Raw genomic sequence first — 26,433 nt, forward strand, 5'->3', positions numbered from 1 at the left:
GCCCGTCGCCTCCCGCCGCGCCCGTCGCCGCCGGGCCGCCTCCCGCCGGGCCAGTTTCCGCCGGGCCGACTCCCGCCGGGCCGGGCGGGAACCCGGTCCGGCCTGGTCCGGCCTGGTCCTAGGTCCGGCCGGCGATCTAGGGCGAACGGAGGACCTGGTCCCGGTTCCGACGGCCGATCCGCCGGCCGCCCGGCGGCGCGATCGTTGGGCCATGAACGCAGCAGCGCACACCGCACCCGCCCCCATCGCCCTGGTCACCGGCGCCTCCCGCGGCCTCGGGCTGGCCCTCTCCCAGGCCCTCGCCGCCGAGGGCTGGCGGCTGGTGATCACCGCCCGCGGCGCGGACGAACTCGCCGAGGCCGCGGCCGGCCTGGCCGCCGTCACCGAGGTGGTCGCCCTGCCGGGCTCCATCGTCGACGACGACCACCGGGCCCACCTGGCCGAGGCCGCCGAGCGCCTCGGCGGCGCGAGCCTCCTGGTCAACAACGCCGGTACGCTCAACGGCGCCGCCGCCCCCGGCGGCGAACCGCTGCCCCGGCTGGCCGACTTCCCGCTGCCGGACCTGCTGGAGGTCTTCGAGGTCAACGCGCTCGCCCCGATCGCGCTCACCCAGCTCGTCCTGCCCCAACTGCGCGCTCACTCCGGTGCCGTGCTCAACATCAGCTCGGACGCCGCCGTGGTGCCCTACCTCGGCTGGGGCGGCTACGGCGCCAGCAAGGCAGCCCTCGACCTGGCCACCGCCGTACTCGCCAGGGAGGAGCCGCAGTTGAGCGTCTGGGCGGTCGACCCGGGCGGGATGAACACCCGGATGCTGCAGGAGGCCAGCCCCGGCGAGGACATCTCCGGCGAGCCGCTGCCCGAGCAGATCGCGCCCGTCCTGCTGGGCCTGCTGCGCGACCGCACCCCCTCCGGCCGCTACCGCGCGGAGGAGCTGGCCGCGGCGCCGGCCGCCGACCGGGGCGGGCGATGACCACCCTGGACGAGCTGGGCCCCGAGGTGACCGTCCCGCCCGAACTCTCCGCCCGCGCACCGGCGGAGGCGCGCGGTGGGGCCCGGGACGGCGTGCGGATGCTGGTCGGCCGGCGGGCCGCCGGCACCGTGGAACACCGCCGCTTCACCGAACTGCCCGAGGTGCTGCACCCGGGGGACCTCCTGGTGGTCAACAACTCGGCGACCCTCCCGGCCGCACTGCCGGGTCTGCTGCCCGACGGCACCCCGGTCGCGCTGCACCTGTCCTCCGCCCAGCCGGACCAACAGGGCGCCTACCTGGTCGAGTTGCGCCGAGTGGAGCCGGGCCGGGCGGCGGCCTACTACCCGCCGGGGGAGTCCCCGGCCCGCCCGGGCCTGGGCGTCGCGCTGCCGGCCGGTGGCGCCGCGGAGCTGGTGCAGCCCTTCACCGCCCGCCTCTGGTACGCCGAACTCGACCTGCCCGCACCCCTGGTGCGGTACCTGGAGCTGCACGGGCGGGCGATCCGGTACGGCTACGTGGACCGCGACTGGCCGATCGAGGCCTATCAGACGGTCTTCGCAACCGTCCCCGGCAGCAGCGAAATGCCCAGCGCGGCCCGTCCGTTCACGCCCGGAACGGTGGCGCGGCTGGCCGGTCGGGGCGTCCTGGTCGCGCCGATCACCCTGCACACCGGGGTGGCCTCGCCGGAGGCCCATGAGGCCCCGTACACCGAGCGCTTCCACGTCCCGGCGGCCACCGCCCGGCTGGTCGGCCATGTCCGCTCCGGCGGCGGCCGGGTGATCGCCGTCGGCACCACCGTCGTCCGCGCCCTGGAGTCGGCCGTCGGGCCGGACGGCACCCTCCAGGAGGCGGACGGCTGGACGGAGTTGGTCATCACCCCGGAACGCGGGGTCCGCGCGGTGGACGGCCTGCTCACCGGCTGGCACGAACCGCGCGCCTCCCACCTGCTGATGCTCGCCGCCGTCGCGGGCCGCCCGCTGCTGGCGTCCTGCTACCGCGAGGCGGTGCAACGGCGCTACCTGTGGCACGAGTTCGGTGACGTCAACCTGCTGCTGCCGGACTGAGGCCGGGCCGAGCGGGCGCGCCGACCGAGCGCCGGACGGGCCATGCGGCGCCGCTCAGGCCAGCAGGGTCCGCGCGACCAGCTCGGTGTCCAGGTACTCGCGGACGGCGGTGATCAGGCCGTTCTCCACGGTGAACACGCCCAGGCAGTGGTTCTCGTACGCGGCGCCGTTGGCCGCCTTCCCGACGGCGGTCCACTCGGCCACCGCCAGCGGGCCGTCGGCGAGGACGCGGGTGAGGGTGAGGGTCGGCAGGCCGTCGGAGGCGAACAGGGTGCCGACCCGGCCGAGGAAGTCGCCGAAGATCTCCTGCTTGCCGCGCCAGGTGCGGGAGAGTTCCAGGCTGCCCGGGTAGGCCCAGGTGGCGTCCTCGGCGAACAGGGCGATGGCGGCGTCGCGTTCACCGGCGGCGAGCCGGGTGACGTACTCGGTGACGACGGTGTGGGCGTCGGTCTGCTGCATGGGGGGGCTCCTGTGCTCCGTCCGGTCGGGGCTCTCCCGCCGTGGCACCAGCAAAGCCCGGGGGCCGTCCGGGCGGCCAACAACCCCGGGTGCCGACCGACAGCCGTCCGTTGTTCATCCAGGTGGGAAGTCCGGTGGCAGCTCCAGCTCGAACCAGACCACCTTGCCGTCCGCGGTCCGACGGCTGCCCCAGCGGTGCGCCAGCTCGTTGACCAGGTGGATGCCGCGCCCGCCCTCGTCCTCGGTGCGGGCCTCGCGCATCCGGGGCGTCCCGCTCTCCCGGTCGGCGACCTCCACGGTGAGCACCTGGTCGCAGAACAGCCGTAGCTGGGTGGGCGATCCGGCGTGCACCAGGGCGTTGGTGATCAGCTCGCTGGTGAGCAACTCGGCCCAGTCGGCGAGTTCGGTCAGGCCCCAGGCGGAGAGCGTCTCACGGGTGAAGCGGCGCGAGTGGGCGACCATCGCGCGGTCGCCGGTGAGCGGCAGGGCGGCGATCCGGTCGGCGCCCGCCGGGCGGACCTGCGCCATGATGACGGCGATGTCGTCTTCGACGGTGCGCCCGGTGAGTTGGGTCAGGACGGCGTCGCAGGTCTGCTCCAGCGAGCGGCGCCGGTCGGCGACCGTACGGCGGAGCAGGTCCAGGCCCTCGTCCAGGTCGTGGCCGCGGCGCTCGACCAGTCCGTCGGTGTAGAGGGTCAGGATGGCCTGCTCGGGGAGGGTGAACTCGACGCTCTCGAACGGGACTCCGCCCACGCCGAGCGGTGCGCCGGGCGGCAGCTCGACCAGCCGGGCGTTGCCCTCGGTGTCGGCGACCACGGGCGGCAGGTGGCCGGCGCAGGCGGCGGTGCAGCCGCGGTCCGCCGGGTCGTAGACCACGCAGACACAGGTGGCGAACTGGCCCTCGCCGAGCGCCGCGGTGGCCTCGTCCAGCCGGTGCAGGACCCGGACCGGGTCCAACTCAAGGGTGATCAACGTCCTGGCCACCGTCCGTAGTTGGCCCATGGTGGCGGCGGCACGGATGCCGTGGCCCATCACGTCCCCGACGATCAGCGCGACCCGCCCGGAGGACAGCGGCACCACGTCGAACCAGTCGCCGCCGACCTCGCTGACCACGCTGCTGGGCAGGTAGCGGTAGGCGAGTTCCAGGCCGAGGGTGCGGTGGATCTCCTGCGGCAGCAGGCTGCGTTGGAGGGTCAGCGCGGTGTCCCGCTCCCGGCGGTAGAGCCGGCCGTTGTCGATCGCCAGCGCGGTGCGCGCGGCCAACTCCTCGGCCAGCGAACGGTCCGCCGGGCCGAACGGCACCGGATTGTGGGTACGGATGAACTCCGCGCCGCCCAGCACCAGTCCGCGCGCCACCAGCGGCACCATCAGGTACGAGTGCAGCCCGGCGGCCAGGCCCGGCTGCACCCGGTCGGGGGAGGCCACGATCCGTCGCAACTCCTTCTCGGTCACCTCGGAGACCAGGATCGACCGCCGGGTGCGCAGGCTCTGCGCGTACACCTCGGCCGACTGCGAGGTCTCGCCGACCTGGTCCGCCGCCGCCGTCATGGTGCCGTCGGCCGCCGCCTCGCCGACCGCCACCGCCCGCATCAGCACCGGTCCGGCCTTCGGCACCGGCCCCGGCTCCTCGCCGCCGAGCACCGCGTCGCGCAGATCCACCGTGACGAAGTCGGCGAAGCGTGGCAGCACCACCTCCACCAACTCCCGTGCCGTACGGTGCAGATCCAGCGTGGTGCCGATCCGGTTGCTGGCCTCGTTCAGCAGACCCAGCCGCTGCTGGGCGGCCCAGGCCTCGTCCAGCGCCCGCTGCCGGGCGGCGGCCGCGTCGCGCTCCCGGGTGAACAGCAGCGCGTTGTCGATCGACACCGCCGCCCGCACCGCCAACTCCCCGGCCAGCGCCAGGTCCTCGTCCTCGTACGGGCGCTCGACCAGGGTCCGGTAGAAGCCCGCCACACCGACCGCGCTGCCGCGCGCGATCAGCGGCACGACCATGAACGAGCGCACGTTCTGCTCCCGCACCGCGGCGGTGCGCACCGGATCGTCGGCGAACCAGGCCATCCCCTCCTCGTCCATCCGCGGCACCAGCACCGGCCGCCGGTGTGCCAGGCTCCACGCGTACGGCGAACCGGGCAGGAAGCGGTGCACCCCGCCCGTCCGGGCGATCGGCGCCAGGGTGGAGCCGCGCACCGAGTGGAACGCCATCCGCCGCAACAACGCCGAACCGTCCTCCGGGGCGCGGACCTCCCGCTCACCGCGCACCAGCTCCTCCAGCACCTCCACCACCACCGTGTCGGCCAGCCTGGGCGTCGCCACCTCGGCCAACTCGTGGGCGGTGCGGTCGAGATCGAGCGTGGTGCCGATCCGGGCGGACGCCGCGTTGACCAGTGCCAGCCGCTCCTGCGCGGCCTTCGCCTCGCGCAACGCCTGCTGCCGGGCCAGCACGGTCTGGTGCTGGCGCAGGTACAGCCGGGCGTTGTCGATCGCGACGGCCGCGCGCGAGGCCAGCTCGTCGCCCAGGGTGATGTCGGCCTCCGCGAAGGACTCGCGCTCGCCGCGCCGCGAATACACCACCATGCCCAGCGTGGTGCCGCGCGCCACCAGCGGCGTGATCCGCACCGAACGCGGCCGGTCGCCCAGGAACGCCCGGCGGCGGCTCTCGCTCAGGGTGTCGGCCAGCGGCGACAGGTCCCAGGACGGCACCACCACCGTCCGCCCGGTGATCAGCGCCCGGGCGTACGGGGAGTCCGGCGGCAGCTCGTACACCGAATCCACCGGCAGCGCCTCCGCCGGATACAGCGGATCGGCGGAGGTCAGCGCCAGCCGGCGGACCGACTGCGGGGCGTCCGGCACGGGCGGCTCGACGTTGCGCCCGGCGATCAGCGCCTCCAGGGCGAACACCCCGCTGAGGTCCGCGACCCGGGGCACCATCGCATCGGCCAACTCCCGGGCGGTCTGCCGCAGGTCCAGCGTGGTGCCGATCGAGGCGGTCGCGTCGACCAGCAGCGACAGTCGCTCCTGCGCCCGGGCCGCCCTCGCGTCGGCGCGGTAGCGCTCCGTGACGTCGATGACGGTCGCGCTCACCCCGAGCACCCGCCCGCCCCGGTCCGCCAGCCGGAAGTACGAGGCGGACCAGGCGTGCTCCCGCTGCGGATCCCCCGGCGTACGGCCGTGCGAGCGGAAGTCCACCACCGGCCGGCCGCTCGCCAGCACCTGCCGCATCACCGCCTCGGCATCGGCGGCGTTGATCCCCGGCAGCACCTCGGTCAGCCGGCGGCCCAGATGCTCCCCGACGGCCAGGCCGTCGGACAGGGCCAGCGCCTCGTTCAGCCGGACGTACCGCAACTCCGCGTCGAACACGGCCATGCCGACCGGGGACTGGGTGAAGAAACCGTCCAGCACGGCCAAGTCCGACTGGATCCGGCGCAGCGTGGTCACCTCGGACGCCACCGCCAGCACCAGCGGCACCCCACCGGGCCCGCGAACCGGATGGGTGCGGAACTCCAGATTCACCAGGTGCCCGTCCCGGTGCCGCACCGGGAACACCCCGGACCACTCCCGGCCCGCCAGGATCTCCCGGAACAGCTCCAGCACCTCGGGCCGCTGCTCGTCGGAGGTCAGCAGCCGGGCCGCCTTGGCCCCCACCGCCTCGTCCGCACGGTAACCGAGCAGTGCCTCCGCGTCTCCGCTCCAGTGCAGGATCCGCCCGTCGGCCTCGATCAGCGCCGTGGCGATCGGCACCAGCAGCAGGGCGTCCTGCTGAGGCTCCCCCCGGCGCTGCGCGTCGTCGTCCACCATGGCCAGAGAACCGCCCGGAGCTCGTTGCCACCAGCCCTGCCATCCTCGCACGCGGCCCCCACGCCCCGCCCCTCGTGGCCCCGGCACCACCCACCGCCGCAGCCAGGCGGCAACTCTCCTTCGTGTACGGGAAGTCGGCCCGGACGGCTGTCGCACGGGCACCGGCCGCTGCGATCCTCGAAGCCGGCACGGCCGCACCCCGCTCAAGGAGGCCCCACGCCCGACTTCGGTGGAGGATTCACCGACCCTGTCTCGACCGACCCCGACGAGCCCGACCCCGACCCCGACCCCGACCAACGCGAGGAACTCCCCGACGACCCCACCGAGGACACCCCGACGAATAACCACCGCACTCCCCACCGGACCACCGCCCGCCGGCGCGTGCCCCCACCGGGCGGCGGCCCGGCCGCGCACGGAAAGTCGGCAGGGCCGACCTCCCGTGCCTGCCTGGCGGCAGCTCCGCCATGCCCCGGAGGCTTTCCCGCTCGACATCCTGTGCCCGTTCGGGCTTTGTGTGTGCGGGGGCTGCACCGCGCGTGGGTAGTCGGGCCCGTCGACTTCCCATGCGCGGTGCGCGGTGCAGCGGGAGAGCGCGGTGTCGCCGGCCGGCCCACACCGCCTGGCCGGTCAGCTGTGGCTGTGCGGGTTCGGGGGTTCGCTGTGCGCAGGAAGTCGGCCGGTCGGACGTCCTATCCCGGGCCGGTTGGGCGGCGGGCGAGGTGCCAGCGCGCAGGCAGCCGCCGGGCGCGGCCTCGTGTGCTCGTTGGTTCTGGGGAAGCTCTGCTGCGTGGGGGAAGCCGGCGGGTCCGATCTCCCTCGATCCGTGGGGCAGGTGCGAGCGGCTGTCCCCGGGCACGGAAGACCGCCGTGCTCGGCCTTCTGTGCCCGCGCGGGCTGGGGGTGGTGCGTGGGAAGTCGGCGGGCCCGACTTCTGGTGTCGGGTCGGGCAGAAGGTGCGCGGTGTCGCCGGGTGGGGAGAGCCGGTGCATTCGGCATTGCGTTGTGGGGGGCTTTGTCGTGCACGGGAAGTCGGCGGGTCCGATGTCCCGGGCTGGGCCGGGCGGGCGAGCGGCGGTGTCGCTGTGCGCAGGAAGTCGGCCGGTTCGACTTCCGGTGCGCGGGGCCCGTTCCGGGTCAGCGGGTGGTGGCGGGTTCGCGGGTGGGTGGTGTGGGCTGTGGGGTCGGGTCGGCGCGGCGGGCGGCGAGGGTCAGGGCGGCGCCGATGAGGCAGAGGACGGCGGCGACCAGGACGGCGCGGTCGGTGCCGGTCGCCAGGGCGTGGGCGGCGGCCTCGGGGCCGGCGGTGGCGGGGTGGGCGGAGCCGGCGACGGCGACCGTCACGGCTACGCCCAGGGCCGAGCCGAGGTAGCGGGAGGTGTTGTTGGCGCCCGAGCCCATGGCGGCCCGGTGGGCGGGGACGCTGCTGACCGCGAGCCGGGCGAGGGCCGCGTTGAGGACGCCGCTGCCGAGACCGGCCACGGCCAGGCCGGGGGCCAGTCGGAGCCAGGAGGAGCCGGGGGTGAGCCCGTACAGTCCGGCCTCGCCGAGGCCGCAGATCAGCAGGCCGAGGGCGACCTGGGCGGCGGCCGAGAGGTGGGTGGCCAGTCGTCGGGCCTGGAGGGCGGCGACCACGGACAGGCCGGACCACAGGGCGAGCACGCCGCCCGCGGCCAGGCCGGAGAGGCCGAGCACGCCCTGGAGCAGAGTGGGCAGGTAGCTCATGAAGCCGACCAGTGAGAGCCCGGTGAACAGGGCGCCGCCGGTCGCGGCGATGAAGCCGGGGCTGCGGAAGAGCGCCAGGTCGAGCATCGGCTCGCGGACCGTCGCCTCGACCGCCACGAAGGCGGCGAGCAGCACCACCCCGCCCACCAGCAGCGTCACCACCACGGGTCGCCCCCACCCGCTGCGGCCCTCGGCGAGTCCGGCGATGAGCAGGGTGGTTCCGGCGGCGAGGGTGAGCACGCCGTACGGGTCGAGCGCGCGGGGCCGCTCGGCCCGGGATTCGGTGAGGCAGACGGCGGCGCAGGCGGCGACGGCGGCCGAGAGGACGGCGAGTCCGCCGCCGACCGCGCGCCAGTCGGCCCACTGCTGGACGAGGGCGCCGTAGACCGGCCCGACCGCGATGCCGAGGCCGACGGCCGCGCCCCAGATCCCGAGCGCCCGGATCCGTTCGGGCCCGGCCGGGTGGGCGTGGCTGATCAGGCCGAGCGCGGGCGCCAGGATCGCGGCGGAGGCGACGCCGAGCAGGACCCGGGCGGCCAGGTAGACGGTGGCGCCGGGGGCGAGGGCGGCCAGGGCCTCGGCGGTGGCGAACAGCAGCACGCCGACGGTGAAGACCCGCTTGCGGCCGTGGTCGTCGGCGGCGCTGCCGGCGGTGAGCAGGAGGGCCGAGATGCCGACCAGGGTGCCGGTGAGGATCCAGGTGCGGCCCGAGGCGCCGAGGTGGGCGGCCTGGGCGGTGGCGGCGAGCGAGGCGGTGGGGGCGGTGTAGGCGACGGTGACCAGGGCGGTCGCGGCCGCGGTGACGGCCAGTGTGGCGCGGGGACGCACCGGGGTGGCGGAGCCGGGTGGTGCGGGGGACATGGGGGTGCCTCCGGAGGACGGACCGATGGGTCTGGTGAATGAACCTTCGTCTCGGGCAGCACGCTACCACTGCAAGTCTGTTCATTGAACCCATGGCGGGCGTGGACTACGCTGGCCCGCATGGCGCTGGGAACCGACTATGAACTGCAGGACTGCGCACTCGCCCGCGCCCTGGAGGTGGTCGGCGAACGCTGGAGCCTGCTGATCCTCCGCGACGCGTTCTACGGAGTGCAGCGCTTCAACGACTTCCTCGCCCACCTCGGCATCCCGCGCGCCGTCCTCACCGCGCGCCTCAACGCCCTGGTCGCGGCCGGGGTGCTGCGCAAGGAGCCGTACCAGCAGGCGCCGCTGCGCCACGGCTACCTGCTCACCGACATCGGCCTCGAACTCTGGGGGCCGCTCTACCAGTTGAGCCGCTGGGGCGGGCGGCACGCCACCCCGGGCGGCCCGCACCACCTGTTCGCGCACGTCGTCTGCGGCACCGACCTGGACGTCATCGGCGCCTGCCCCACCTGCGGCGGCGGGCCCGTTCCCCCGGCCGAGGTCGCGATGCGCCCCAACCCCGCCCACGCCGAGGGTCAGCGCGAGGATCCGGTCTCCCGCGCCCTGGTCCGCCCGCACCTGCTGCTCGAACCGATCGCCTCGGCCGCGGCGGCGTAGCGGGAGGGCCACCGGGCGTCGCCGGGGGCGGGCACGCCGACGGGGCCGCCGGCAGGTCGCCGACGGCCCCACTGACGAACCCGCTGACTGACGTGTCAGGAGTTGAACCGGACCTCCGGGTTGGCGGCCGTCGGCCCGTCGAGCAGCGGCTGGTCGATGCCCTTCAGCTGGAGGTCGAAGAACGCCGCGACGTACTGGCGGGTGAGCTCGATGGCGCGCTGGCCGGTCATGGTGGTCGCCGGGGGCTGGGGGACGCCGAGCCCCTTGAGGAAGAGCGGGTAGTCGGTGAAGCTGCCGTGGTCGGTGCCGTCGAAGGTCAGCCACCGCTTCCAGCCGTCGAGCCGGGGCCAGCTGTCGGTCCAACTGCTGTCCTCGGCGCCGGGCAGCGGGTGGCCGATCATCAGGTAGGGCTTGCCGCCGATGCCGGACTCGGGCACCTCGTAGTCCATGGTGCCGTCCAGGTCGACCCCCGCCCGGATCCGGTCGTCGGTCAGCAGCGCCGGAACGCTGGCCGCGCCGCCGGCGGAGTGCCCGGCCATGCCGATCCGGTCGCGGTCGATCATGCGGGCGTACTGCCAGGCCGGGTGGGGGCGGCCGGTCAGCTGGTCGATGACGAAGGAGACGTCCTTCGCCCGGCTCTCGTCCAGGCCCTTCCAGGCCTCGGGGGTCCTGAGTTGTCCGCACTCCGCGCAGGGGAGGGTCTGCCCGTCGGGGAAGGTGGTGCCGGCGTTCTCGTAGGTGTGGTCGACCAGCGCGACCACGTACCCGCGGCTGGTCAGGTCCTCGGCGAGGCTGCTGAGCGAGCTGCGTTGCATGGTGAAGCCGGGGGAGAGGACCACCAGCGGGTAGTGGCCGCCCTGGGGGCGGGCGTCGGCCCTGGACCAGGTCCGGGTGTTGGTCAGCGACTCGGTCGGGATGGTGTTGCCCGGGAGCTTGCTGTCCAGCAGCATCCGGGCGGCCGCGGCGGTCATGTACGGAGCCGGGCTGCCGGTTCCGGCGTGCGCGGGGTAGTACATCGTGACCATCAGCTGACGCGGTCCGGCGGAGGGGACCCACGGGTCCGGACGGTTCTCGTCGACCAGGTGCAGCACCTCCTGCCCGACGGCGTACGGCCCGGTCGGGCGCGGGAGTTCGACGTGGAGGGCGCTCGCAGCGGTCCCGGTGGAGGCACCGGCCGTGGTGGTGGCCGAGGCGGCGGGCGTGGCGGCGGGCGCGGCCAGGGCCGGTGCGGCGGCGGCGACGGACAGGGGCAGGGCGAGCAGCAGCGCTGCCGCGGCGGCGGTGGTGCGAAGTCGGCTCGAGTGTCGGCTCATATGGGCGACGGTAGGTCGCGGACAGGGGAGTTGACGTCGGCTCAGCGGCGTACTCGTCCCTTCCGGGAGGTACCGGTCTCGGCCCCTAGGGGGTGAGCGGAATCAGTCGATCGCCTCCCTGGGCCGCGAAGTGCACGGCCTGCTGGGAGGAGCCGCACTGCCGGTCGACGGTGATGGCCGGAACAGACCCGGGAACCCGGCCGCCGGCGCCAGACGTAGCGGGAGGGGAGGTGTTCATCACCCACACTCTCCGCGACCTGGTCGACGCAGCCGCCGATCACGCCGTCGACCAGAGCCGGGCCGACTACGGGCAGATCCGGGCGCTCCGGGACCGGATCCCCTCCAGGAACTCCGCCGCCGCACGGGCGTTGAGCACCGGGAGGGTGAGCGGCAGCCCGGCCGAACACGTCCGGATCTCCAACTCACCGAGGCCGGAGGCCCGTGCCGAATGCACCTCCGCCCATCGGTAGGTCTCCGTCGTGCCCGGTGGGTGCGGTGGCCGGTGGACCAGCCCGCCGGCCGTCACCGTCAGCCGCCCTCGGGCGAACCGGACGCTCCCCTCGGTGCGCAGCGCCTCGTGCAGCGCGGCTCGTAGACCGGGGGAGAGACGCTCGTCCACCTCCCGGAACAGCCCCTCCAGCCCGTGCAACTGGGCCAGTACCAGCGGCTCGTCCGCACCGGCGGGCCATATTCGACCCCGCTCGGGCTCGCCGCGCCGCCCGCCGGGGGAGTACTCGGTGGCCTCGATCCGCTCCCACGGGAGCAGCTGCTCGCCGCCATCGGCCCCGACCAGCGCCAGCCCACCCTCATGGACCCGGACGGAGCGCAGCCCGGGGGCGGGCCGCAGCAGCCCGTACCCGCTCACGAGCACCACCGCCACGGCCGCCACCATGGGCGCGGGCCACCATTCGTCGAGCGCCAGACAGACCGCCAGCGCGAGGACCGCCGCGACGCCGTCCAGCCACGTCCGCGCCCGCCACGGGACGGGCCGGAAGCCCCGGTGCACCCGCACCACCAGTCCGAGCGGACCGGCCGGCCCGCGCTGGGACGGGCCACCCTCCACGAGCGACCGCGCCCACGACGGCGACCACACCATCGCCACTTCGGCCTCCTTGTACTCGCCGGTCTCCCCAACCGGAACTGTGGCTGTCGGATCACCAGGATCAACCGGACGCGACCCTCCGGAACAGTGCCAATCGACACCCTTTGGCCCGAAACAACCGCACTGTGTCCGGAGCCGGGGGGTGCCGTTCGGCCCATGAGCGTCAATGGCAGTCAGCAGTCAGCAGTCAGCAGTCAGCAGTCAGCAGTCAGCAGTCAGCAGCAGACGGCCGACGGCAGACGGCCGGCAGCCCACAAGAAAGAGTCGACGAGCAGGGGGAGACCCGGCGCACCCGCCCGTCAGCGTCCCGCCGCGCCGAACCCGATCTGCAGCCGCCGCAGTAGCGCCGTGCCCGCCGGATCCACCGACCGCCGGGTGTTGGCCAACACCACCACCCCCACCTGCTGCTCCGGGTCGAACGCGACGAAGGAGCTGAACCCGCCCGTCCCCCCGTTGTGCCACAGCTGCAGGTGCCTGCCCTGCTGGGCGTGCAGTCGGTGGCCGAGCCAGCCGAGGTGCGTCCACGCGAACGGGTTGACCCGGTGCCGGGTCTCCCGGGTGAGCAGGATCGCGGGCGTCAGCGGCGCGTCCGGCTCTCGGTCGGCGGCCAACTGCGCCTGCAGAAAGGTCGCGAGGTCGGCCGCCGTGGAGCGCAGCCCGCCCATGCCCGGGAGCGCCGCGAAGTCCCAGGACGGCACCGGACGCCCGCTCACTGCGTGGCCGCACGCCAGCCGTTCGGACTGCTCGGCGTCCGGCCGCAGGCAGGTGTCCGCCAGCCCGAGCGGGGTGCAGACCTCGCGCGCCACCAGCTCCTCGTATCCGGTGCCGGCCCGGTGGGCGAGCGCCAGTCCGAGCAGCCCGGCGCCGAGGTTGGAGTAGCGGAAGCTGCGCCCGGGGACGGAGTGCAGCCGCGTGCGGGTGAGCCCGGAGAGTATTCGTGCGGAGGTGCAATGCGCGTACGGATCCGGCCTGTTGGGCCGGAGCAGGGCCCGCAGCATCATGCCCCGGGGCAGCCGGGGGAGCCCTGACGTGTGGGTGGCGAGGTGTCGCAGCGTGATCACCTCCCCGCCCCGGGCGGGGATGGTCGCCGGCTCGGGGAGCACCTCCGCGAGCGGCTCGTCGAGGCTCACCGCCTCGTCGAGCGTCAGCCGCGCGAGCACCAGCGAGGTGAACACCTTGCTGACGGAGCCGATGTCGAACAGCGTGTGCGCTCCGGGCACCCCGCCGCCCGGCCCCGTCCGCCCGGCGCCATGGATCTCCACGGCGCCACCGGCCAGCCCGGCGACCACCGCACCGACGTGCCGGCCCGCGAGCCGGCCGGCGGTCTGTTCCACGAGGCGGGCGAGTTCGTTCATGAGCGTGAGCCTAGGCGCCCGCGACCTGCGAAGTCGTCCGCCTGGAAAATGATGTCGACCGCCCCGGATGCTCCCCGGGGTGTACGCCCCGATTCGTCCGGCTGCGTTGCCCCACGACCCCCACCACCCCACCACCCCCGCGCCGCTACAGCCCCACCGCCCCACCACCCCCGCGCCGCTACAGCCCCGCAGCCCCGCTACAGCCCCGCGAGCGCCGCCCGCAGCCGCGCCGCGACCTCCACCGCCCCCGCCTCGTCCGGGTACTTCCCCCGCGGCCAGAAGAACCCGCGCAGCCCGTCCTTCGGATTCCGCGGCACCACGTGGACGTGCAGGTGCGGCACCGACTGGCTGATCCGGTTGTTCGCCGCCACGAAGCTGCCCGCCGCGCCCAGTCCCCGCTCGACCGCCGCCGCCACCCGCTGCACCCGCAGGAAGAACGGCCCGACCTCCTCGGCCGGCAGGTCCGCCAGGGTCCGGTGGTGGGCGCGCGGTACGACCAGCACGTGGCCGGGGAACAGTGGTCGGCGGTCCAGGAAGGCCACCGCCGTCCCGTCGTCGAGCACCCGGTGTGCGGGCTCCTCGCCCGCCACCACTGCACAGAACACGCAGTCCATCCGTCCATTCAAACCACCGGCGGCGTCCTCGGCACCCCCGCCGACCCGGCCCCGCCGGGCTTCACCCGTCCGGCGGCCGACCGGAGGCGCCCGCCCCCGCACCGGGCGCACGGTGCTGCGAGGGGGCAGGGGACGGTCCGACGCGGCGCACCCGCGCCGCACGAGGAGGTGGCCCGGATGCCGGGCAGGTCCGAGGTCTACCAGGACGCCGGCGGCAAGTACCGGTTCCGGCTCAAGGCGGGCAACGGCGAGATCGTCGCCACCGGCCAGGGCTACGTCAGCAAGGACGCCGCCCACAAGGGCGTCGAGGCCGTCCGCCGGGCGGCCGACGGCGCACCCGTGGTGGACGTCCCGAAAGCCGCCTGACCCGGCCGGGACGCGCCGACGCCCCGCCGCCGGCCCACCCGGACCGACGGCGGGGCGCACCGGCCGCAGCACCAGCCGCCAACGCGGGCCCGCCCCGCGCCTACTCGTACCGGTACAGCAGCGCCTCCCGCTCCGTCTGCTCGATCATCTCGACGGTCAGCGAGTCGTCCCGCAGGTGCGACAGCGTGACCTCCGCCGACGTCGGCTGGGCGTCCTTGGCCAGCCAGTTCTCCGGCTTCCAGGCCGAGCCGCGCAGGAGCGCCTTCGGGCAGTGTGCGTACACCTCCTCCACGGCCACCACGATCGCGCTGCGCGGCGGCTTGCCGACGGCCGTCAGCTGCCGCAGCAGTTCCGGGTCGGTGGAGACGCAGGCCCGCCCGTTGACCCGCAGCGTGGTGTCCCGGCCCGGGACGACGAAGAGCAGCCCGACCCGGCCGTTCTCCAGGACGTTGTGCAGGGTGTCCAGTCGCTTGTTGCCGGTGGCGTCCGGAATGGCCAAGGTGTACTCGTCCAGCACCGAGACCAGCCCGGGCGGCCCGCCGCGCGGGGAGACGTCGCAGCGGCCGGCGGCGTCGGAGCTGGCGACGAACACCAGCGAGGCGCAGGCGATCAGCCGCTGGGCGACCTCGTGCAGGTGGTCGACCTGCTTGCGGCGCGCGTGGTCACCGGGCTGCTCGTAGACCTCGCGCAGGTGGGCCGCGTCGGTGAGGGCCGTCGCGCTGAGGGCGGCGAACAGGCTGTTCGGGGCGTCCGGAGCGGGGGTTGACGGTGCGGTGGCTTCCGGTATGAGGGTCATGCCGGGAATCTAGCGGAGGCCCCTCGTCGCCCCAGCCGTACCGGTTTCCCCAACTCTCTGTGAAAAGTCGCCGCACCCGTCCCCACCAGGGGTTTTCCGCTCATAATGGGGCCAAGGGGTCCAAGTCAGCCGGAGGCGGTGGTGGCCGTGATCGTCAGAATCTGGGCCGGGCAGGTTACGGCCGATCGCATCGAGGAGTTCTGCGAGCACCTGCTCAGCCAGGTGCTCCCGCAGCTGGGGCGGACGGACGGCTGCCTCGGCGGTGAACTGTTGCGCCCGGTGACCGAGGGCGGGCACCGGGTACTCGTGCTGAGCCGCTGGCGCGACGAGGAGGCCCTGCGCGGGTACGCCGGGCCGATGTGGCGGATCCGGCCGGTCTGGTCGGAGGGCGAGCTGCGCTACCTGATGCACCCCCCGGAGGTCACCCACTTCACATCGATCGCCGCACCCGCCGTCCTCTGAGCCCGGCCGCCACCTACCGGGCCGGCCGGGCCCAGAGCCCTTCGCCGGCGGCCGTCAGATCGCCAACGGCACCGAGTGGATCTCGTCCGCCGGGTGCCCGGTCCGGTCGTGGACGCGCTGCACCGCTTCCCTGGACGGCGCTTCGGACAGGCAGTACACCGTGCCCGACTCCGGGTCCGCCCAGGCCTGCTCGAAGTGCACGCCCTCCTCGCCCTCGACCGCCAGGTCGGCCGAGTGGGCCGCCTTGAGCTGCTCCGCCGTGATCCCGATCATCCCGTGATGGACGTCCATGAACTTCATCGTCGTCGCCTCCGAACCGTACGGATCGAACCGTAAGGAGTTCGAACCGTACGGACTCCCGATCCCGCGGGCCCTTTCGGCCCTACCCCCAGCCTCACCCTCCGCGCACGGCACCGCCACCGCCGTCGGCACCACCCCGTCGCGCATTCCCCACGAGGCCGTGAAACAGGCCACAGCGGAACACCCTCCCTGGGCTTGCGTCCCGCGTGGCACAATGACGTCAACAGCAGTGACGTTCAGCGCACTCCGGGGTCGGTGAAAATCCGAACCGGCGGTTACAGTCCGCGACCCGTCCGCAGCCAGCGGCCGGTTGACCAGGTGAAATTCCTGGACCGACGGTTAAAGTCCGGATGGGAGGCGTGCGCGGGCGGACGAAGAGCAGTACCCGTGGTCCATCACAAACCGGACCGGACCACGGTCAGGTGAACGGCGGGAGCAGTGGCTCCCGGGTCGGGCGAGCGATCTCCCGGCGGCTCCGGCACCCCGGCGACGGGTCGTGTCGACGGCTCCGCGCACCGTTGCCCGTCCGTGTCATCTCCCTCATGCCGCCCCGGAGTCCGCGCCCCAAGCGCGAGGAGACCCGGGTGTTCACCGGCATCATCGAAGAGCTCGGCGAGGTCGTGTCGATCGAGGAGATCGGCGACTCCTCGCGAATCCGCCTGCGCGGTCCGGTGGTTCGGGACGGTGCGCGCCACGGGGACTCCATCGCGGTCAACGGTGTCTGTCTGACGGTCGTCGACAGTGCCGAGCGCCTGGCCGCCGAGCCCGGTGAGTTCAGTGCCGACGTGATGGCGGAGACGCTGCACCGGTCCAGCCTGGGCGAGTTGGAGCCCGGCTCCCCGGTCAACCTGGAGCGCGCGATGGCGCTCGGCGCTCGGCTCGGCGGTCACCTGGTCCAGGGCCATGTCGATGCCACCGGGCGGCTGTTGAGCCGTGAGCCCGGCGAGCGCGACGCGGACGGCAACCTGCGCTGGGAGGTGCTGCGCTTCTCGCTGCCGGAGTCCATCTCCCGCTACCTGGTGGAGAAGGGCTCGATCACGGTCGACGGCGTCAGCCTCACCGTGGTGGAGGCCGCCCGCGACAGCTTCACCGTCAGCCTCATCCCGGCCACCCTCGCGCTGACCACGCTCGGCGCCAAGGCCATCGGCGGCAGCGTCAACCTAGAGGTGGACGTCCTCGCCAAGTACGTGGAGCGGCTGCTCGAATCGCGCACCCTGCCCACCCTGCCCAACCCGGCGACCGACCTGCTCAACCCGGCGACCGAGCCGTCAGCCCCGGCCGCCGATCACACCACGGGGGAGAACAAGTGAGCTGGCTCAGTGGAGAGGCGTTCACCGTCCTCGGTGAACACGTGAAGTGGGCCGACATGATCGGCAACCTGTTCGGCTTCGGCGGCCTGGCGCTCGGCTGGCGCCGCTCGGTGTGGAGCTGGCCGGTCCAACTCCTGTCCGGCGTCGTGCTGATCGCCGCCTACCTCGGGGGTCACGTCCCCGGCCTGATCGGCAAGCAGCTGATCGTCATCGTCACCGCCGCCTGGGGCTGGGCTCAGTGGCGGCGCGGGCGCCGGGACACCGGCACGATCGCGGTGCGGTTCGCGAGTTGGCCCGAGCGGGCCGCGCTGGTGGCCGGTACGGCCGTCGGCACCGTCGCGCTGGCGCTGCTGTTCACCGCCTACCCCAGCCTGTCCTGGAGCCCGTGGTCGGACGCCTACATCTTCGTCGGCACGCTCGCCGCGATGGTCGCCCAGGCGCGCGGCTGGCTGGAGTTCTGGTTCGCCTGGATCGCGGTCGACGCGGTCGGCGTCCCGCTCGCGTTCAACAGCGGCTACACCTTCTCCGGTCTCACCTACTCCGTCTACTTCGTCCTGGTGCTGCTCGGCCTGCGTTCCTGGTGGCTGAGCACCCGTGAGCCGCGAGTCACGTCCTCCAACGTCCCGCAGGGAGCCACGGCATGACCGAGAACCAGACCCCGGACAGCGGCACCGCCCACGACGCCGGCGCCGACGGCGAGTTCGTCCTCGACCCGGTCGAGCGGGCGATCGCCGACATCGCGGTCGGCCGCGCGGTGATCGTGGTCGACGACGAGGACCGCGAGAACGAGGGCGACCTCGTCTTCGCCGCCTCCGCCGCGACGCCCGAGCTGATGGCCTTCACCATCCGCTACAGCTCCGGCGTGATCTGCGCTCCGATGACCGGCGAGGAGCTGGACCGCCTCAAGCTCCCGCCGATGACCCAGGTCAACGAGGACCGCAAGGGCACCGCGTACACCGTCTCGGTGGACGCCCGCGAGGGGGTGGACACCGGCATCTCCGCCGCCGACCGCGCCCGGACGGTCCGGCTGCTCTCCTCCACCGCCACCGAGCCCGGCGACCTCACCCGCCCCGGGCACGTCTTCCCGCTGCGCGCCGTCGAGGGCGGCGTGCTGGTCCGCCCCGGGCACACCGAGGCCGCCGTCGACCTGGCCCGGCTCGCCGGGCTGACGCCGGCCGGCGCGATCGCCGAGGTGGTCAACGACGACGGCACCATGGCCCGGCTGCCCGAGCTGATGGCCTTCGCCCGTGAGCACGGCCTGGCGATCATCTCCATCGAGGACCTGATCGCCTACCGCCGCCGGACCGAGCTGCACGTGGACCGGGCCGCCACCACCGCCCTGCCCACCGTGCACGGCGAGTTCACCGCGGTCGGCTACCAGGGCACCATCGACGGCATCGAGCACATCGCGCTGGTGGCCGGCGGCCTCGGCACGGACGGACGGCTGCCGGACGGCGAGGACGTGCTGGTGCGGGTCCACTCCGAGTGCCTGACCGGCGACGTCCTCGGTTCGCTGCGCTGCGACTGCGGCCCGCAGTTGGAGGCCTCGCTGAAGCGGGTCGCCGAGGCCGGCCGCGGCGTGGTGCTCTACCTGCGCGGCCACGAGGGCCGGGGGATCGGTCTGGCCCACAAGCTGCGCGCGTACGAGCTGCAGGAGCAGGGCCGCGACACCGTCGACGCCAACCTGGACCTCGGCCTGCCCGCCGACGCCCGCGACTACAGCATCGCGGCGCAGATGCTGGTGGACCTCGGGGTCCGCTCGCTCACCCTGCTGACCAACAACCCGCAGAAGCTGACCGCGCTCACCGACCACGGCCTCAAGGTCAAGGGGCGCGAGGCGGTCGAGATCGTGCCCGGCGAGCACAACCTGCGCTACCTGCGCACCAAGCGCGACCGGATGGGCCACGACCTGCCCGGCCTCGGCTCCTGACGCGACACAAGCACCCGGACCCGCACCGGGCCGAGCACCCGGACCCGCATCGGGCCGAGCACCTGGACCCGCACCGGGCCGAGCACCCGAACCCGCACCGAGCAAGGACAGGAAGTAGAGACATGAGCGGCCACGGAGCCCCCGAGCTGACCATCGACGGTGCCGCCGACCTCAAGGTCGCGGTCATCGCCGCCCAGTGGCACGACCAGGTCATGAACGGCCTGCTGGACGGCGCCCACCGCGCGCTCAAGGAGCTGGGCGTCGCCGAGCCGACCGTCCTGCGCGTCCCCGGCACCTTCGAGCTGCCGGTCGCCGCCAAGCGTCTCGCCGAGCGCGGCTACGACGCCGTCGTCGCCCTCGGCGTGGTGATCCGTGGCGGCACCCCGCACTTCGACTACGTCTGCCAGGCGGCCACCGCCGGCCTCACCCAGGTCAGCGTGGACACCGGCGTCCCGGTCGGCTTCGGCGTGCTGACCTGCGACAACGAGCAGCAGGCGCTGGACCGGGCCGGACTGCCGGGCTCGGCCGAGGACAAGGGCCACGAGGCCGTCACCGCCGCCGTGGCCACCGCGGTGACGCTGCGCGCCGCGCTCTGACGAGAAGCCGTACGGTCCCGGACCGTGGACGTCCACCCGACCGTCCACGGTCCGGGACCGTTTACCGTCCGTCCGCCCGCACGCCGTATGGTGAGTCCCATCATGGCTTCGAAGACATTCGAGGAGCTCTTCGCCGAGCTCCAGCAGAAGGCCGCCACCGGCGACCCCTCGTCCTCCCGTACCGCGCAGCTCGTCCAGCAGGGCGTCCATGCGATCGGCAAGAAGGTCGTCGAGGAGGCCGCCGAGGTCTGGATGGCCGCCGAGTTCCAGTCCGACGATCAGACCGCGGAGGAGATCTCGCAGCTCCTCTACCACGTTCAGGTGATGATGATCGCCCGTGGGCTGACGCTCGACGACGTCTACAAGTACCTCTAGAAACCCGTGCTCCACCAGGGGCACGTCACCCCGCTCCCGCAGGTCCGACAGGTAAGGAAGCAACCTCCCATGCTGCGCATCGCCGTCCCCAACAAGGGTTCGCTCTCGGGTCCCGCGGCGGAGATGCTCCATGAGGCCGGCTACCGCCAGCGCAAGGACCCCAAGGAGCTCGTGCTCGTCGACCCCAACAACGAGGTCGAGTTCTTCTTCCTCCGCCCGCGCGACATCGCCGTCTACGTCGGCTCCGGCCGCCTCGACGTCGGCATCACCGGCCGCGACCTGCTGCTGGACTCGCACTCCAACGCGGAGGAGGTGCTGGCCCTCGGCTTCGCCGGGTCGACCTTCCGCTTCGCCCGCCCGGAGGGCCTTGACGTCAAGGACGTCCAGGGCCTGGAGGGTCTGCGGATCGCGACCTCCTACACCGGCCTGGTCGAGCAGCACCTGGCCGACCACGGCGTGACGGCGACGGTCACCAAGCTGGACGGCGCGGTCGAGACCGCGGTGCAGCTCGGCGTCGCCGACGTGATCGCCGACGTGGTGGAGACCGGCACCAGCCTGCGCAACGCGGGCCTGGAGGTCTTCGGCGAGCCGATCCTGGTCTCGGACTCCGTGGTGATCCGCCCCAAGGGCGCGGGCGAGGACACCCGGGTCGAGCAGTTCCTGCGCCGCCTGCAGGGCGTACTGGTGGCCCGTCGCTACGTGCTGATGGACTACGACATCCGCGCCGAGAAGGTCGGCGCCGCCGTGGCGCTCACCCCCGGCCTGGAGTCGCCGACCGTCTCCCCGCTGCACACCGAGGGCTGGGTGGCCGTCCGGTCGATGGTGCTCCGCAAGGAGGCCCAGCAGATCATGGACGACCTGTGGGGCATCGGCGCCCGGGCGATCCTGGTCACCAACATCCACGCCTGCCGCCTCTGACCTGCTCGGACGTCCGCGCCCTGTCCGTACCTGCGCGACCTGCTCGCACGTCCGAGAGTAAAGAACGGTTCAATAGGGCGGGGACGCCGGTCGGCGTCCCCGCCCTCGTGCTGTTGCAACCCAGAACCACCGGAGACCCCACGTGACCACGCCGCCCGTCGAGTTCCCCGTCACCTGGGCGCCCCGCCGCACCCGCGCGGTGCTGCTGCCGGTCTGCGCCATGCTCGTGGTGCTGTTCGTGGTGCTGGCCATGCTGCTGCCGGCGAACTGGCAGCTCAACGACCGGATCGCGATGATCGCCAGCGGCGTGCTGTTCGCCGGCGTGGGCCTGATGCTGGCCCGTCCCCGGGTGAGCGCCGACGCGCAGGGCGTGACGGTGGTCAACTTCGTCCGCAGCCGCCGGCTGTCCTGGGCCGAGATCGTCCGGGTCAACTTCCGCCAGGGTGACCCGTGGGCCACCCTCGACCTCGCCGACGGCACCTCGCTCGCCGCGGTCGGCATCCAGTCCGGGGTGGGCAAGGCCCAGGCGATCGCCGACGCCCGCGCGCTGCGCGACCTGGTCGAGCACCACGCCCAGGTCTGAGGGCGGCACCGGACGGCACGGACGCCCGGCCTGACAGCACGGGCGCCCCGGCCTGCGGTTCCGCCGTGGTTCCGCCGCAGTTTCCCCTGCGGTTCCGCCGTGGTTCCCGGGCTCGCTGGGGGATGCGCCGGGGCCCGCCGGGGGCCCGAACACGCTTCCTGGCGGCGCGCCGGTATGGTCTACGCTGGTAAAAGCGGGGCAAAACTTCGGCCCCGCCCAGAACGACCTGCACCGAAACGACCTGAGGAGTGACACTCCCCCTCGATGGACGATCCGTCCGGTAGTACCTGCGCCGCCTCGCTTCCGATCCCCGGAAGGCAGGCGGCACTGTGATCACCGCCTGGCTGCTGTTGTTCGCAGCCCTGCTCCTGATCCTCGCCAACGGCCTCTTCGTGGCCGCCGAGTTCGCCTTCGTGACCGCCGACCGGGGCGCGGTGCAGCGTTCCGCCGAGGCCGGCGACGCCAAGTCCCGCCGGGTCTCCCGGGCCCTGCGGCACCTCTCCTTCGAGCTCTCCGGAGCCCAGCTGGGCATCACCGTCACCTCGCTGGTGGTCGGCATGCTCGCCGAGCCGGCCCTGTCGACCCTGCTCCAGCCCGTGATGTCGGGCATCGGGGTGCCCGACTCGGCCACCCGCGGCGTCGCCGTGGTGGTCGGCATGGTGCTGGCCACCGTCGTCCAGATGGTGATCGGCGAGCTGGTCCCGAAGAACTGGGCGATCTCCCGCCCGCTCCAGGTGGCCCGCGCCGTCGCAGCCCCGCACATGGCCTTCTCCTTCGTCTGCCGCCCGCTGATCAGCTTCCTGAACGGCGCCGCCGACCGTACGGTCCGGGCCTTCGGCATCGAGCCGCAGGAGGAGCTGGAGCACGCCCGCACCCCGGCCGAGCTGGTCTCGCTGGCCCGGCACTCGGCCAAGGCCGGCGCGATAGACGAGGAGTCGGCGACCCTGTTCGTGCGCACCCTCGGCCTGGGCGACCTCACCGCCGAGTCGGTGATGACCCCGCGGATCGACGTCGCCGCCCTCCAGCGCGACGCCACCGCCTCGGACGTCATCAACCTGACCCGGGCCACCGGCCTGTCCCGCTTTCCGGTCTATACCGACACCGTGGACGAGATCACCGGCATCGTGACGCTCAAGGACGCCCTCGCCGTCCCGGCCGCCCGGCGCGGCCTGGTCCGGGTCGCCGAGCTGGCCTCGCCGCCGCTGCTGGTGCCCGAGACCCTGCCCGCCGAGCGGCTGCTCGACCAGCTGCGCCGCCTCCAGCCGATGGCCATCGTGGTCGACGAGTACGGCGGCACCGCCGGCGTCGTCACCGTCGAGGACATCGTCGAGGAGATCGTCGGCGAGGTGCAGGACGAGCACGACCCGGCCGACCACCCCGACCTGCTCCCGCTGCCGGCCGTCGACGGCCGGCCCGTCTGGGAGGCCGACGGCCGTGCCCGGCTCGACCAGCTGGGAGCGATCGGCCTGCACGCCCCGGACGGCCCGTACGAGACCCTGGCCGGCCTGGTCTCCGACCTGCTCGGCAAGCTCCCCGAGGTCGGCGAGCAGGCCGAACTGCCCGGCTGGCGGCTCACCGTGACCGGCGTCGACCGGCACCGCACCAGCCAGGTCCGGGTGGAGCGCATCAGCGCGCCCGGGCTGTTCGGCGAGGGCGGGGAGGGCGTCCGATGACCGTGCTCCAACTCGCCGTCGCCGTGCTGCTGCTGCTCGGCAACGCCTTCTTCGTCGGCGCCGAGTTCGCCGTCGTCTCGGTGCGCCGCAGCCAGATCGAGCCGCTCGCCGAGGCCGGGCACAAGCGTGCCCGCACCGTGCTGCACGCGCTGTCCAATGTCTCCGCGATGCTGGCCGCCGCCCAACTCGGCATCACTGTCTGCTCGTTGGGTCTCGGCGCGCTCGCCGAGCCGACCATCGCCTCCCTCCTGGAGGGCCCGTTCCACGCGATCGGTGTCCCGTCCGGCCTGATGCATCCGCTCTCCTACGGGATCTCGCTCGCCGTGGTGGTCTTCCTCCACATGGTCTTCGGCGAGATGGTGCCGAAGAACATGGCCATGGCCGGCCCGGAGCGGGCCGCGCTCTGGCTCGGCCCGCCGCTGGACCGGCTGGCCCGCTGGCTCGCCCCGGTGATCCGGATGTTCAACGCGCTCGCCAACGGCGTGCTGCGGCTGTTCCGGGTCGAGGCCAAGGACGAGGTCGAGTCGGTCTTCACCACCGAGCAGCTGATGTACCTGCTGGTCGACTCCCGGGACGCCGGCCTGCTCGACGAGGACCGCCAGGAGCGCCTGGAGGACGCCCTGGAGCTGGGCCGCCGCCCGGTCACCGACGTGCTGCTGCCGGCCGAGCAACTGGTCACCGTGGACCCGAAGGCGACCGCCGCCGAGGTCGAGGAACTCGCCCTGCGCACCGGCTTCTCGCGCTTCCCGGTCTCCGACGGCGACCCGGCCGGCCACGGCTACCTGGGCTACCTCCACCTCAAGGACATCCTCGACGTGGAGGACCCGTCGGCGCCCGTCCCGGCCCGGCTGTGGCGGCCGATCACGGTGCTGCGCGGCAGCCTCCCGCTGGACGACGCCCTCGGCGCGATGCGCCGGGCCACCTGCCACCTGGCCGCCGTGCTGGACCAGGACGGCCGCACGGCCGGCGTGGTCATGCTGGAGGACGTGCTGGAGGAACTGGTCGGCGAGATGCACGACCCGGACCACCGCACCAGCGTCTGACCGCACCGCCGCCCGTTGCCGCCCCGCCGCCCTCCCGCGTTCTGCCGGCTGACACCCGCGTTCGCTCACGGCGTGTCCGCTCCCGGCGATTCCGCCCAGAGCGTTCAACGGTTCCCAGGCCGGCCACCCTGCCCGCAGGGTGGTCGGCATGAGACTCCTGCTGCTGGGTGGAACGAAGTTCGTCGGACGGGTCGTGGCCGAGGAGGCGTTGGCCAGGGGATGGGAGGTGACGGCGCTCAACCGCGGTACGCAGCCCGCGCCCGAGGGCGTACGGGTGCTGCACGGGGACCGCACGGCCGAGGACGGCCTCGCGGCGCTCGGCACCGGGGAGTGGGACGCGGTGGTGGACACCTGGTCCTGGGCCCCGGCCTCGGTGCGCGACAGCGCCCGGCGGCTGAACGGCCGGGTCGGCCACTACGCGTACGTCTCCAGCCGCTCGGTGTACGACTACCCGCTGCGCGCCGGGGCGGACGAGACGGCGCCGGTGGTGCCCGCCTCCCCGGACCTCACCGGCGAGGTCGGCTACGCCGAGGCCAAGCGCGGCGCCGAGCTGGCCCTGGAGGCGGAGTTCGGCGGGCGAGCCCTGTTGGTCCGCGCCGGGCTGATCCTCGGCCCGCACGAGAACATCGGCCGGCTGCCCTGGTGGCTGAACCGGATCGCCCGCGGCGGCCCGGTGCTCGCCCCCGGCCCGCGCGACCTGCCGCTGCAGTACATCGACGGCCGCGACCTCGCCACCTGGATCCTGGACGCGACGGCGGCTCGGCTGAGCGGCCCGTACAACGTGGTCAGCCCGGCCGGCCACACCACCATGGGCGGGCTGCTGGAGGCCTGCGTCCGGACCACCGGCTCGGACGCCGAACTGCGCTGGACCGACCCGGAGCGGATCGTGGCGGCCGGGGTGCAGCCGTGGACGGAGCTGCCGATCTGGCTGGCGCCCGGCGAGCTCTACGACTTCCTGCACGGCGCCTCGGTGGCCCGCGCCGTCGACGCCGGGCTGCGCTGCCGCCCGGTCGCCGAGACGGTCCAGGACACCTGGGCCTGGCTGCAGTCGATCGGCGGCGAGGCCCCGCAGCGCGCCGACCGGCCGAACGTCGGGCTCGATCCCGAGCGCGAGGCCCGGTTGCTCGACGGCTGAGGCCCGGTCGCCCGACGGCTCTGGCCCGGTAGCTCGATGGCTGAGGCCCTGCGGGGGAGTCGGTCGTCAGCCCCGGCCGTCGATCAGCTCCCCGTAGGCCTGCACCAGGTCCGGCAGCCGCAGCGTCGCCAGGTCCTCCCGGCCCGGCGGCTCGCGCAGCAGCGACAGCCGCAAGTCCCGGTAGGCGCAGGACTTCTCGTACAGGGTGCGGATGAACCGGCCGTTGCCCAGCTCGTCGATCCAGCCCTCGCGCACCACGTGGGTGCAGATGCTGGCCAGCTCCTCGGCGGCGTCCTCGTCCCAGCCGTCGCCGTCCCGGCCGGCCAGCGCCGCGCCGATCGCGGTCAGCTCGTTCGGGCGGTAGCTGGGGAAGTCGACCCTGGTGGTGAAGCGGGAGTTGAGGCCGGGATTGGTGGCGAGCAGCCGGTTCATCCCCTCGGGGTAGCCGGCCAGGATCACCACCAGCCGGTCCCGGTTGTCCTCGGCCCGCTTCAGCAGCACCTGGAGCGCCTCGTCGCCGTAGGCATCGCCCTTGGTGTAGCCGGAGTTGGAGAGGCTGTAGGCCTCGTCGATGAACAGCACGCCGTCCAGCGCCGAGTCGATCAGGTCGTTCGCCTTGACCGCGGTCTGGCCGAGGAACTCGCCGACCAGGTCGGCGCGTTGGGCCTCGACCAGGTGGTCGCCGGAGAGCAGGCCGAGGGCGTGGAAGACCCTGCCCAGGATCCGCGCCACGGTGGTCTTGCCGGTGCCGGAGGGGCCGGAGAAGACGAAGTGCCGCTTCGGCGGCTGGACCGGCAGCCCCTGCTCGGCCCGCAGTCGGGACATCCTCAACTGGGCCGAAAGCGCCCGCACTTGGCGTTTGACCGGTTCCAGGCCGACCATCAGCGAGAGTTCGGCCAGCGCCGCGTCCAACTCCCGTTCGTCGCCCGTCGGTCGGGGCGCCGGCGGGGGAGCGGTGCGGGGCTGCGCCTCGCCGCGTGCCGGCAGCGGTACGGGGACGGCGGGGCCGGCCGGGGCGCCCGCACCGCCGC

At 73.7% G+C, this 26,433-nt stretch carries 25 protein-coding genes and 1 riboswitch; of the genes, 15 read left to right on the plus strand and 10 right to left on the minus strand.

What is annotated here, in order from left to right; translation table 11 throughout:
• Positions 1-211: 211 nt before the first annotated feature.
• A complete protein-coding gene (locus tag BG452_RS03975; protein WP_188302731.1) occupies positions 212-970 on the plus strand; it encodes an SDR family oxidoreductase in 759 nt (252 codons plus the stop codon).
• Positions 967-2,034: an S-adenosylmethionine:tRNA ribosyltransferase-isomerase gene (locus tag BG452_RS03980; RefSeq protein ID WP_188302732.1), complete on the plus strand. Its 1,068-nt coding sequence runs from the start codon at positions 967-969 to the stop codon at positions 2,032-2,034. Before BG452_RS03975 ends, BG452_RS03980 begins: the two co-directional genes overlap by 4 nt.
• Positions 2,035-2,088: 54 nt before the next feature.
• Here the strand turns inward: BG452_RS03980 and BG452_RS03985 are convergent, their stop codons facing one another.
• From BG452_RS03985 to BG452_RS03995, 3 genes are all read right to left on the minus strand, one after another.
• Positions 2,089-2,493, minus strand: coding sequence for a nuclear transport factor 2 family protein (locus tag BG452_RS03985; protein ID WP_188302733.1), 405 nt, complete (start codon positions 2,491-2,493; stop codon positions 2,089-2,091).
• 114 nt (positions 2,494-2,607) lie between these two features.
• Positions 2,608-6,288, minus strand: a complete 3,681-nt coding sequence (locus BG452_RS03990) for a SpoIIE family protein phosphatase (RefSeq protein WP_188302734.1) — start codon at positions 6,286-6,288, stop codon at positions 2,608-2,610.
• Between the two features lie 1,134 nt (positions 6,289-7,422).
• The gene (locus tag BG452_RS03995) at positions 7,423-8,871 is read right to left on the minus strand and encodes an MFS transporter (protein WP_188302735.1); all 1,449 of its coding nucleotides are present in this window, start codon (positions 8,869-8,871) and stop codon (positions 7,423-7,425) included.
• Positions 8,872-8,991: 120 nt separating this feature from the next.
• On the opposite strand from BG452_RS03995, the gene BG452_RS04000 reads away from it, so the two are divergent.
• Positions 8,992-9,531: a winged helix-turn-helix transcriptional regulator gene (locus BG452_RS04000; RefSeq protein ID WP_188302736.1), complete on the plus strand. Its 540-nt coding sequence runs from the start codon at positions 8,992-8,994 to the stop codon at positions 9,529-9,531.
• A 95-nt stretch (positions 9,532-9,626) separates the two neighbouring features.
• Here BG452_RS04000 and BG452_RS04005 read toward each other — a convergent pair whose 3' ends face one another.
• The 4 genes from BG452_RS04005 to BG452_RS04020 all read right to left on the minus strand — a co-directional run bounded on the left by BG452_RS04005 (position 9,627) and on the right by BG452_RS04020 (position 13,915).
• A complete protein-coding gene (locus BG452_RS04005; protein WP_188302737.1) occupies positions 9,627-10,844 on the minus strand; it encodes an alpha/beta hydrolase family protein in 1,218 nt (405 codons plus the stop codon).
• Between the two features lie 304 nt (positions 10,845-11,148).
• Positions 11,149-11,946 carry a hypothetical protein gene (locus BG452_RS04010; protein ID WP_188302738.1) on the minus strand — a complete coding sequence of 266 codons (798 nt, stop codon included), beginning with the start codon at positions 11,944-11,946 and terminating at the stop codon, positions 11,149-11,151.
• Between the two features lie 299 nt (positions 11,947-12,245).
• A complete protein-coding gene (locus tag BG452_RS04015; RefSeq protein WP_188302739.1) occupies positions 12,246-13,301 on the minus strand; it encodes a serine hydrolase domain-containing protein in 1,056 nt (351 codons plus the stop codon).
• Positions 13,302-13,498: 197 nt separating this feature from the next.
• The gene (locus BG452_RS04020; RefSeq protein WP_188302740.1) at positions 13,499-13,915 is read right to left on the minus strand and encodes an HIT family protein; all 417 of its coding nucleotides are present in this window, start codon (positions 13,913-13,915) and stop codon (positions 13,499-13,501) included.
• Between the two features lie 177 nt (positions 13,916-14,092).
• On the opposite strand from BG452_RS04020, the gene BG452_RS04025 reads away from it, so the two are divergent.
• The gene (locus BG452_RS04025; protein WP_188302741.1) at positions 14,093-14,281 is read left to right on the plus strand and encodes a YegP family protein; all 189 of its coding nucleotides are present in this window, start codon (positions 14,093-14,095) and stop codon (positions 14,279-14,281) included.
• A 100-nt stretch (positions 14,282-14,381) separates the two neighbouring features.
• On the opposite strand, the gene BG452_RS04030 is transcribed toward BG452_RS04025, so the two are convergent.
• Positions 14,382-15,077 (minus strand): MSMEG_1061 family FMN-dependent PPOX-type flavoprotein, encoded by a 696-nt coding sequence (locus tag BG452_RS04030; protein ID WP_188302742.1) that lies wholly within the window; start codon positions 15,075-15,077, stop codon positions 14,382-14,384.
• Between the two features lie 147 nt (positions 15,078-15,224).
• Between BG452_RS04030 and BG452_RS04035 the strand changes: the two genes are divergently transcribed.
• Positions 15,225-15,539: an antibiotic biosynthesis monooxygenase family protein gene (locus BG452_RS04035; protein ID WP_188302743.1), complete on the plus strand. Its 315-nt coding sequence runs from the start codon at positions 15,225-15,227 to the stop codon at positions 15,537-15,539.
• Between the two features lie 54 nt (positions 15,540-15,593).
• Here the strand turns inward: BG452_RS04035 and BG452_RS04040 are convergent, their stop codons facing one another.
• On the minus strand, positions 15,594-15,839 hold the full coding sequence (locus tag BG452_RS04040) for an SCO4226 family nickel-binding protein (protein ID WP_188302744.1): 246 nt from the start codon (positions 15,837-15,839) through the stop codon (positions 15,594-15,596).
• Positions 15,840-16,077: 238 nt separating this feature from the next.
• Positions 16,078-16,205: riboswitch (FMN riboswitch) on the plus strand.
• A 218-nt stretch (positions 16,206-16,423) separates the two neighbouring features.
• Here BG452_RS04040 and BG452_RS04045 point away from each other — a divergent pair.
• The 10 genes from BG452_RS04045 to BG452_RS04090 all read left to right on the plus strand — a co-directional run bounded on the left by BG452_RS04045 (position 16,424) and on the right by BG452_RS04090 (position 25,402).
• Positions 16,424-17,149, plus strand: coding sequence for a riboflavin synthase (locus BG452_RS04045; protein WP_188302755.1), 726 nt, complete (start codon positions 16,424-16,426; stop codon positions 17,147-17,149).
• The gene (locus BG452_RS04050; protein WP_317620894.1) at positions 17,146-17,793 is read left to right on the plus strand and encodes a nicotinamide mononucleotide transporter family protein; all 648 of its coding nucleotides are present in this window, start codon (positions 17,146-17,148) and stop codon (positions 17,791-17,793) included. Before BG452_RS04045 ends, BG452_RS04050 begins: the two co-directional genes overlap by 4 nt.
• A complete protein-coding gene (locus BG452_RS04055; protein WP_188302746.1) occupies positions 17,790-19,079 on the plus strand; it encodes a bifunctional 3,4-dihydroxy-2-butanone-4-phosphate synthase/GTP cyclohydrolase II in 1,290 nt (429 codons plus the stop codon). The genes BG452_RS04050 and BG452_RS04055 overlap by 4 nt, the downstream gene beginning before the upstream one ends.
• A gap of 122 nt (positions 19,080-19,201) precedes the next feature.
• Positions 19,202-19,675, plus strand: a complete 474-nt coding sequence (gene ribH, locus BG452_RS04060; protein WP_188302747.1) for a 6,7-dimethyl-8-ribityllumazine synthase — start codon at positions 19,202-19,204, stop codon at positions 19,673-19,675.
• Positions 19,676-19,777: 102 nt separating this feature from the next.
• Entirely contained in the window at positions 19,778-20,050 is a 273-nt protein-coding gene (locus BG452_RS04065) for a phosphoribosyl-ATP diphosphatase (protein ID WP_188302748.1), read from the plus strand.
• Between the two features lie 69 nt (positions 20,051-20,119).
• A complete protein-coding gene (hisG, locus tag BG452_RS04070; RefSeq protein WP_188302749.1) occupies positions 20,120-20,968 on the plus strand; it encodes an ATP phosphoribosyltransferase in 849 nt (282 codons plus the stop codon).
• A 142-nt stretch (positions 20,969-21,110) separates the two neighbouring features.
• Positions 21,111-21,551 carry a PH domain-containing protein gene (locus BG452_RS04075; RefSeq protein WP_317620895.1) on the plus strand — a complete coding sequence of 147 codons (441 nt, stop codon included), beginning with the start codon at positions 21,111-21,113 and terminating at the stop codon, positions 21,549-21,551.
• 329 nt (positions 21,552-21,880) lie between these two features.
• Complete coding sequence (locus tag BG452_RS04080) at positions 21,881-23,224, plus strand: hemolysin family protein (RefSeq protein ID WP_188302750.1); 1,344 nt, start codon at positions 21,881-21,883, stop codon at positions 23,222-23,224.
• Entirely contained in the window at positions 23,221-24,267 is a 1,047-nt protein-coding gene (locus tag BG452_RS04085; protein ID WP_188302751.1) for a hemolysin family protein, read from the plus strand. The genes BG452_RS04080 and BG452_RS04085 overlap by 4 nt, the downstream gene beginning before the upstream one ends.
• Before the next feature lie 148 nt (positions 24,268-24,415).
• A complete protein-coding gene (locus BG452_RS04090; RefSeq protein WP_188302752.1) occupies positions 24,416-25,402 on the plus strand; it encodes an NAD-dependent epimerase/dehydratase family protein in 987 nt (328 codons plus the stop codon).
• Between the two features lie 66 nt (positions 25,403-25,468).
• Here BG452_RS04090 and BG452_RS04095 read toward each other — a convergent pair.
• Positions 25,469-26,433, minus strand: a 965-nt coding sequence (locus BG452_RS04095) for an AAA family ATPase (protein WP_188302753.1), incomplete at its 5' end; no start/stop codon positions are given.

Origin of the sequence: Streptomyces sp. CBMA123, from assembly GCF_014596465.1 — a bacterium.
GTDB lineage: Bacteria > Actinomycetota > Actinomycetes > Streptomycetales > Streptomycetaceae > Kitasatospora.

Coding starts and splice junctions, on each gene's coding strand:
- BG452_RS03975 (WP_188302731.1), top strand. CDS start 212: ATGAACGCAGCAGCGCACACCGCACCCGCCCCCATCGCCCTGGTCACC.
- BG452_RS03980 (WP_188302732.1), top strand. CDS start 967: ATGACCACCCTGGACGAGCTGGGCCCCGAGGTGACCGTCCCGCCCGAA.
- BG452_RS03985 (WP_188302733.1), bottom strand. CDS start 2,493: ATGCAGCAGACCGACGCCCACACCGTCGTCACCGAGTACGTCACCCGG.
- BG452_RS03990 (WP_188302734.1), bottom strand. CDS start 6,288: ATGGTGGACGACGACGCGCAGCGCCGGGGGGAGCCTCAGCAGGACGCC.
- BG452_RS03995 (WP_188302735.1), bottom strand. CDS start 8,871: ATGTCCCCCGCACCACCCGGCTCCGCCACCCCGGTGCGTCCCCGCGCC.
- BG452_RS04000 (WP_188302736.1), top strand. CDS start 8,992: ATGGCGCTGGGAACCGACTATGAACTGCAGGACTGCGCACTCGCCCGC.
- BG452_RS04005 (WP_188302737.1), bottom strand. CDS start 10,844: ATGAGCCGACACTCGAGCCGACTTCGCACCACCGCCGCCGCGGCAGCG.
- BG452_RS04015 (WP_188302739.1), bottom strand. CDS start 13,301: ATGAACGAACTCGCCCGCCTCGTGGAACAGACCGCCGGCCGGCTCGCG.
- BG452_RS04020 (WP_188302740.1), bottom strand. CDS start 13,915: ATGGACTGCGTGTTCTGTGCAGTGGTGGCGGGCGAGGAGCCCGCACAC.
- BG452_RS04025 (WP_188302741.1), top strand. CDS start 14,093: ATGCCGGGCAGGTCCGAGGTCTACCAGGACGCCGGCGGCAAGTACCGG.
- BG452_RS04030 (WP_188302742.1), bottom strand. CDS start 15,077: ATGACCCTCATACCGGAAGCCACCGCACCGTCAACCCCCGCTCCGGAC.
- BG452_RS04040 (WP_188302744.1), bottom strand. CDS start 15,839: ATGAAGTTCATGGACGTCCATCACGGGATGATCGGGATCACGGCGGAG.
- BG452_RS04055 (WP_188302746.1), top strand. CDS start 17,790: ATGACCGAGAACCAGACCCCGGACAGCGGCACCGCCCACGACGCCGGC.
- ribH (WP_188302747.1), top strand. CDS start 19,202: ATGAGCGGCCACGGAGCCCCCGAGCTGACCATCGACGGTGCCGCCGAC.
- BG452_RS04065 (WP_188302748.1), top strand. CDS start 19,778: ATGGCTTCGAAGACATTCGAGGAGCTCTTCGCCGAGCTCCAGCAGAAG.
- hisG (WP_188302749.1), top strand. CDS start 20,120: ATGCTGCGCATCGCCGTCCCCAACAAGGGTTCGCTCTCGGGTCCCGCG.
- BG452_RS04085 (WP_188302751.1), top strand. CDS start 23,221: ATGACCGTGCTCCAACTCGCCGTCGCCGTGCTGCTGCTGCTCGGCAAC.
- BG452_RS04090 (WP_188302752.1), top strand. CDS start 24,416: ATGAGACTCCTGCTGCTGGGTGGAACGAAGTTCGTCGGACGGGTCGTG.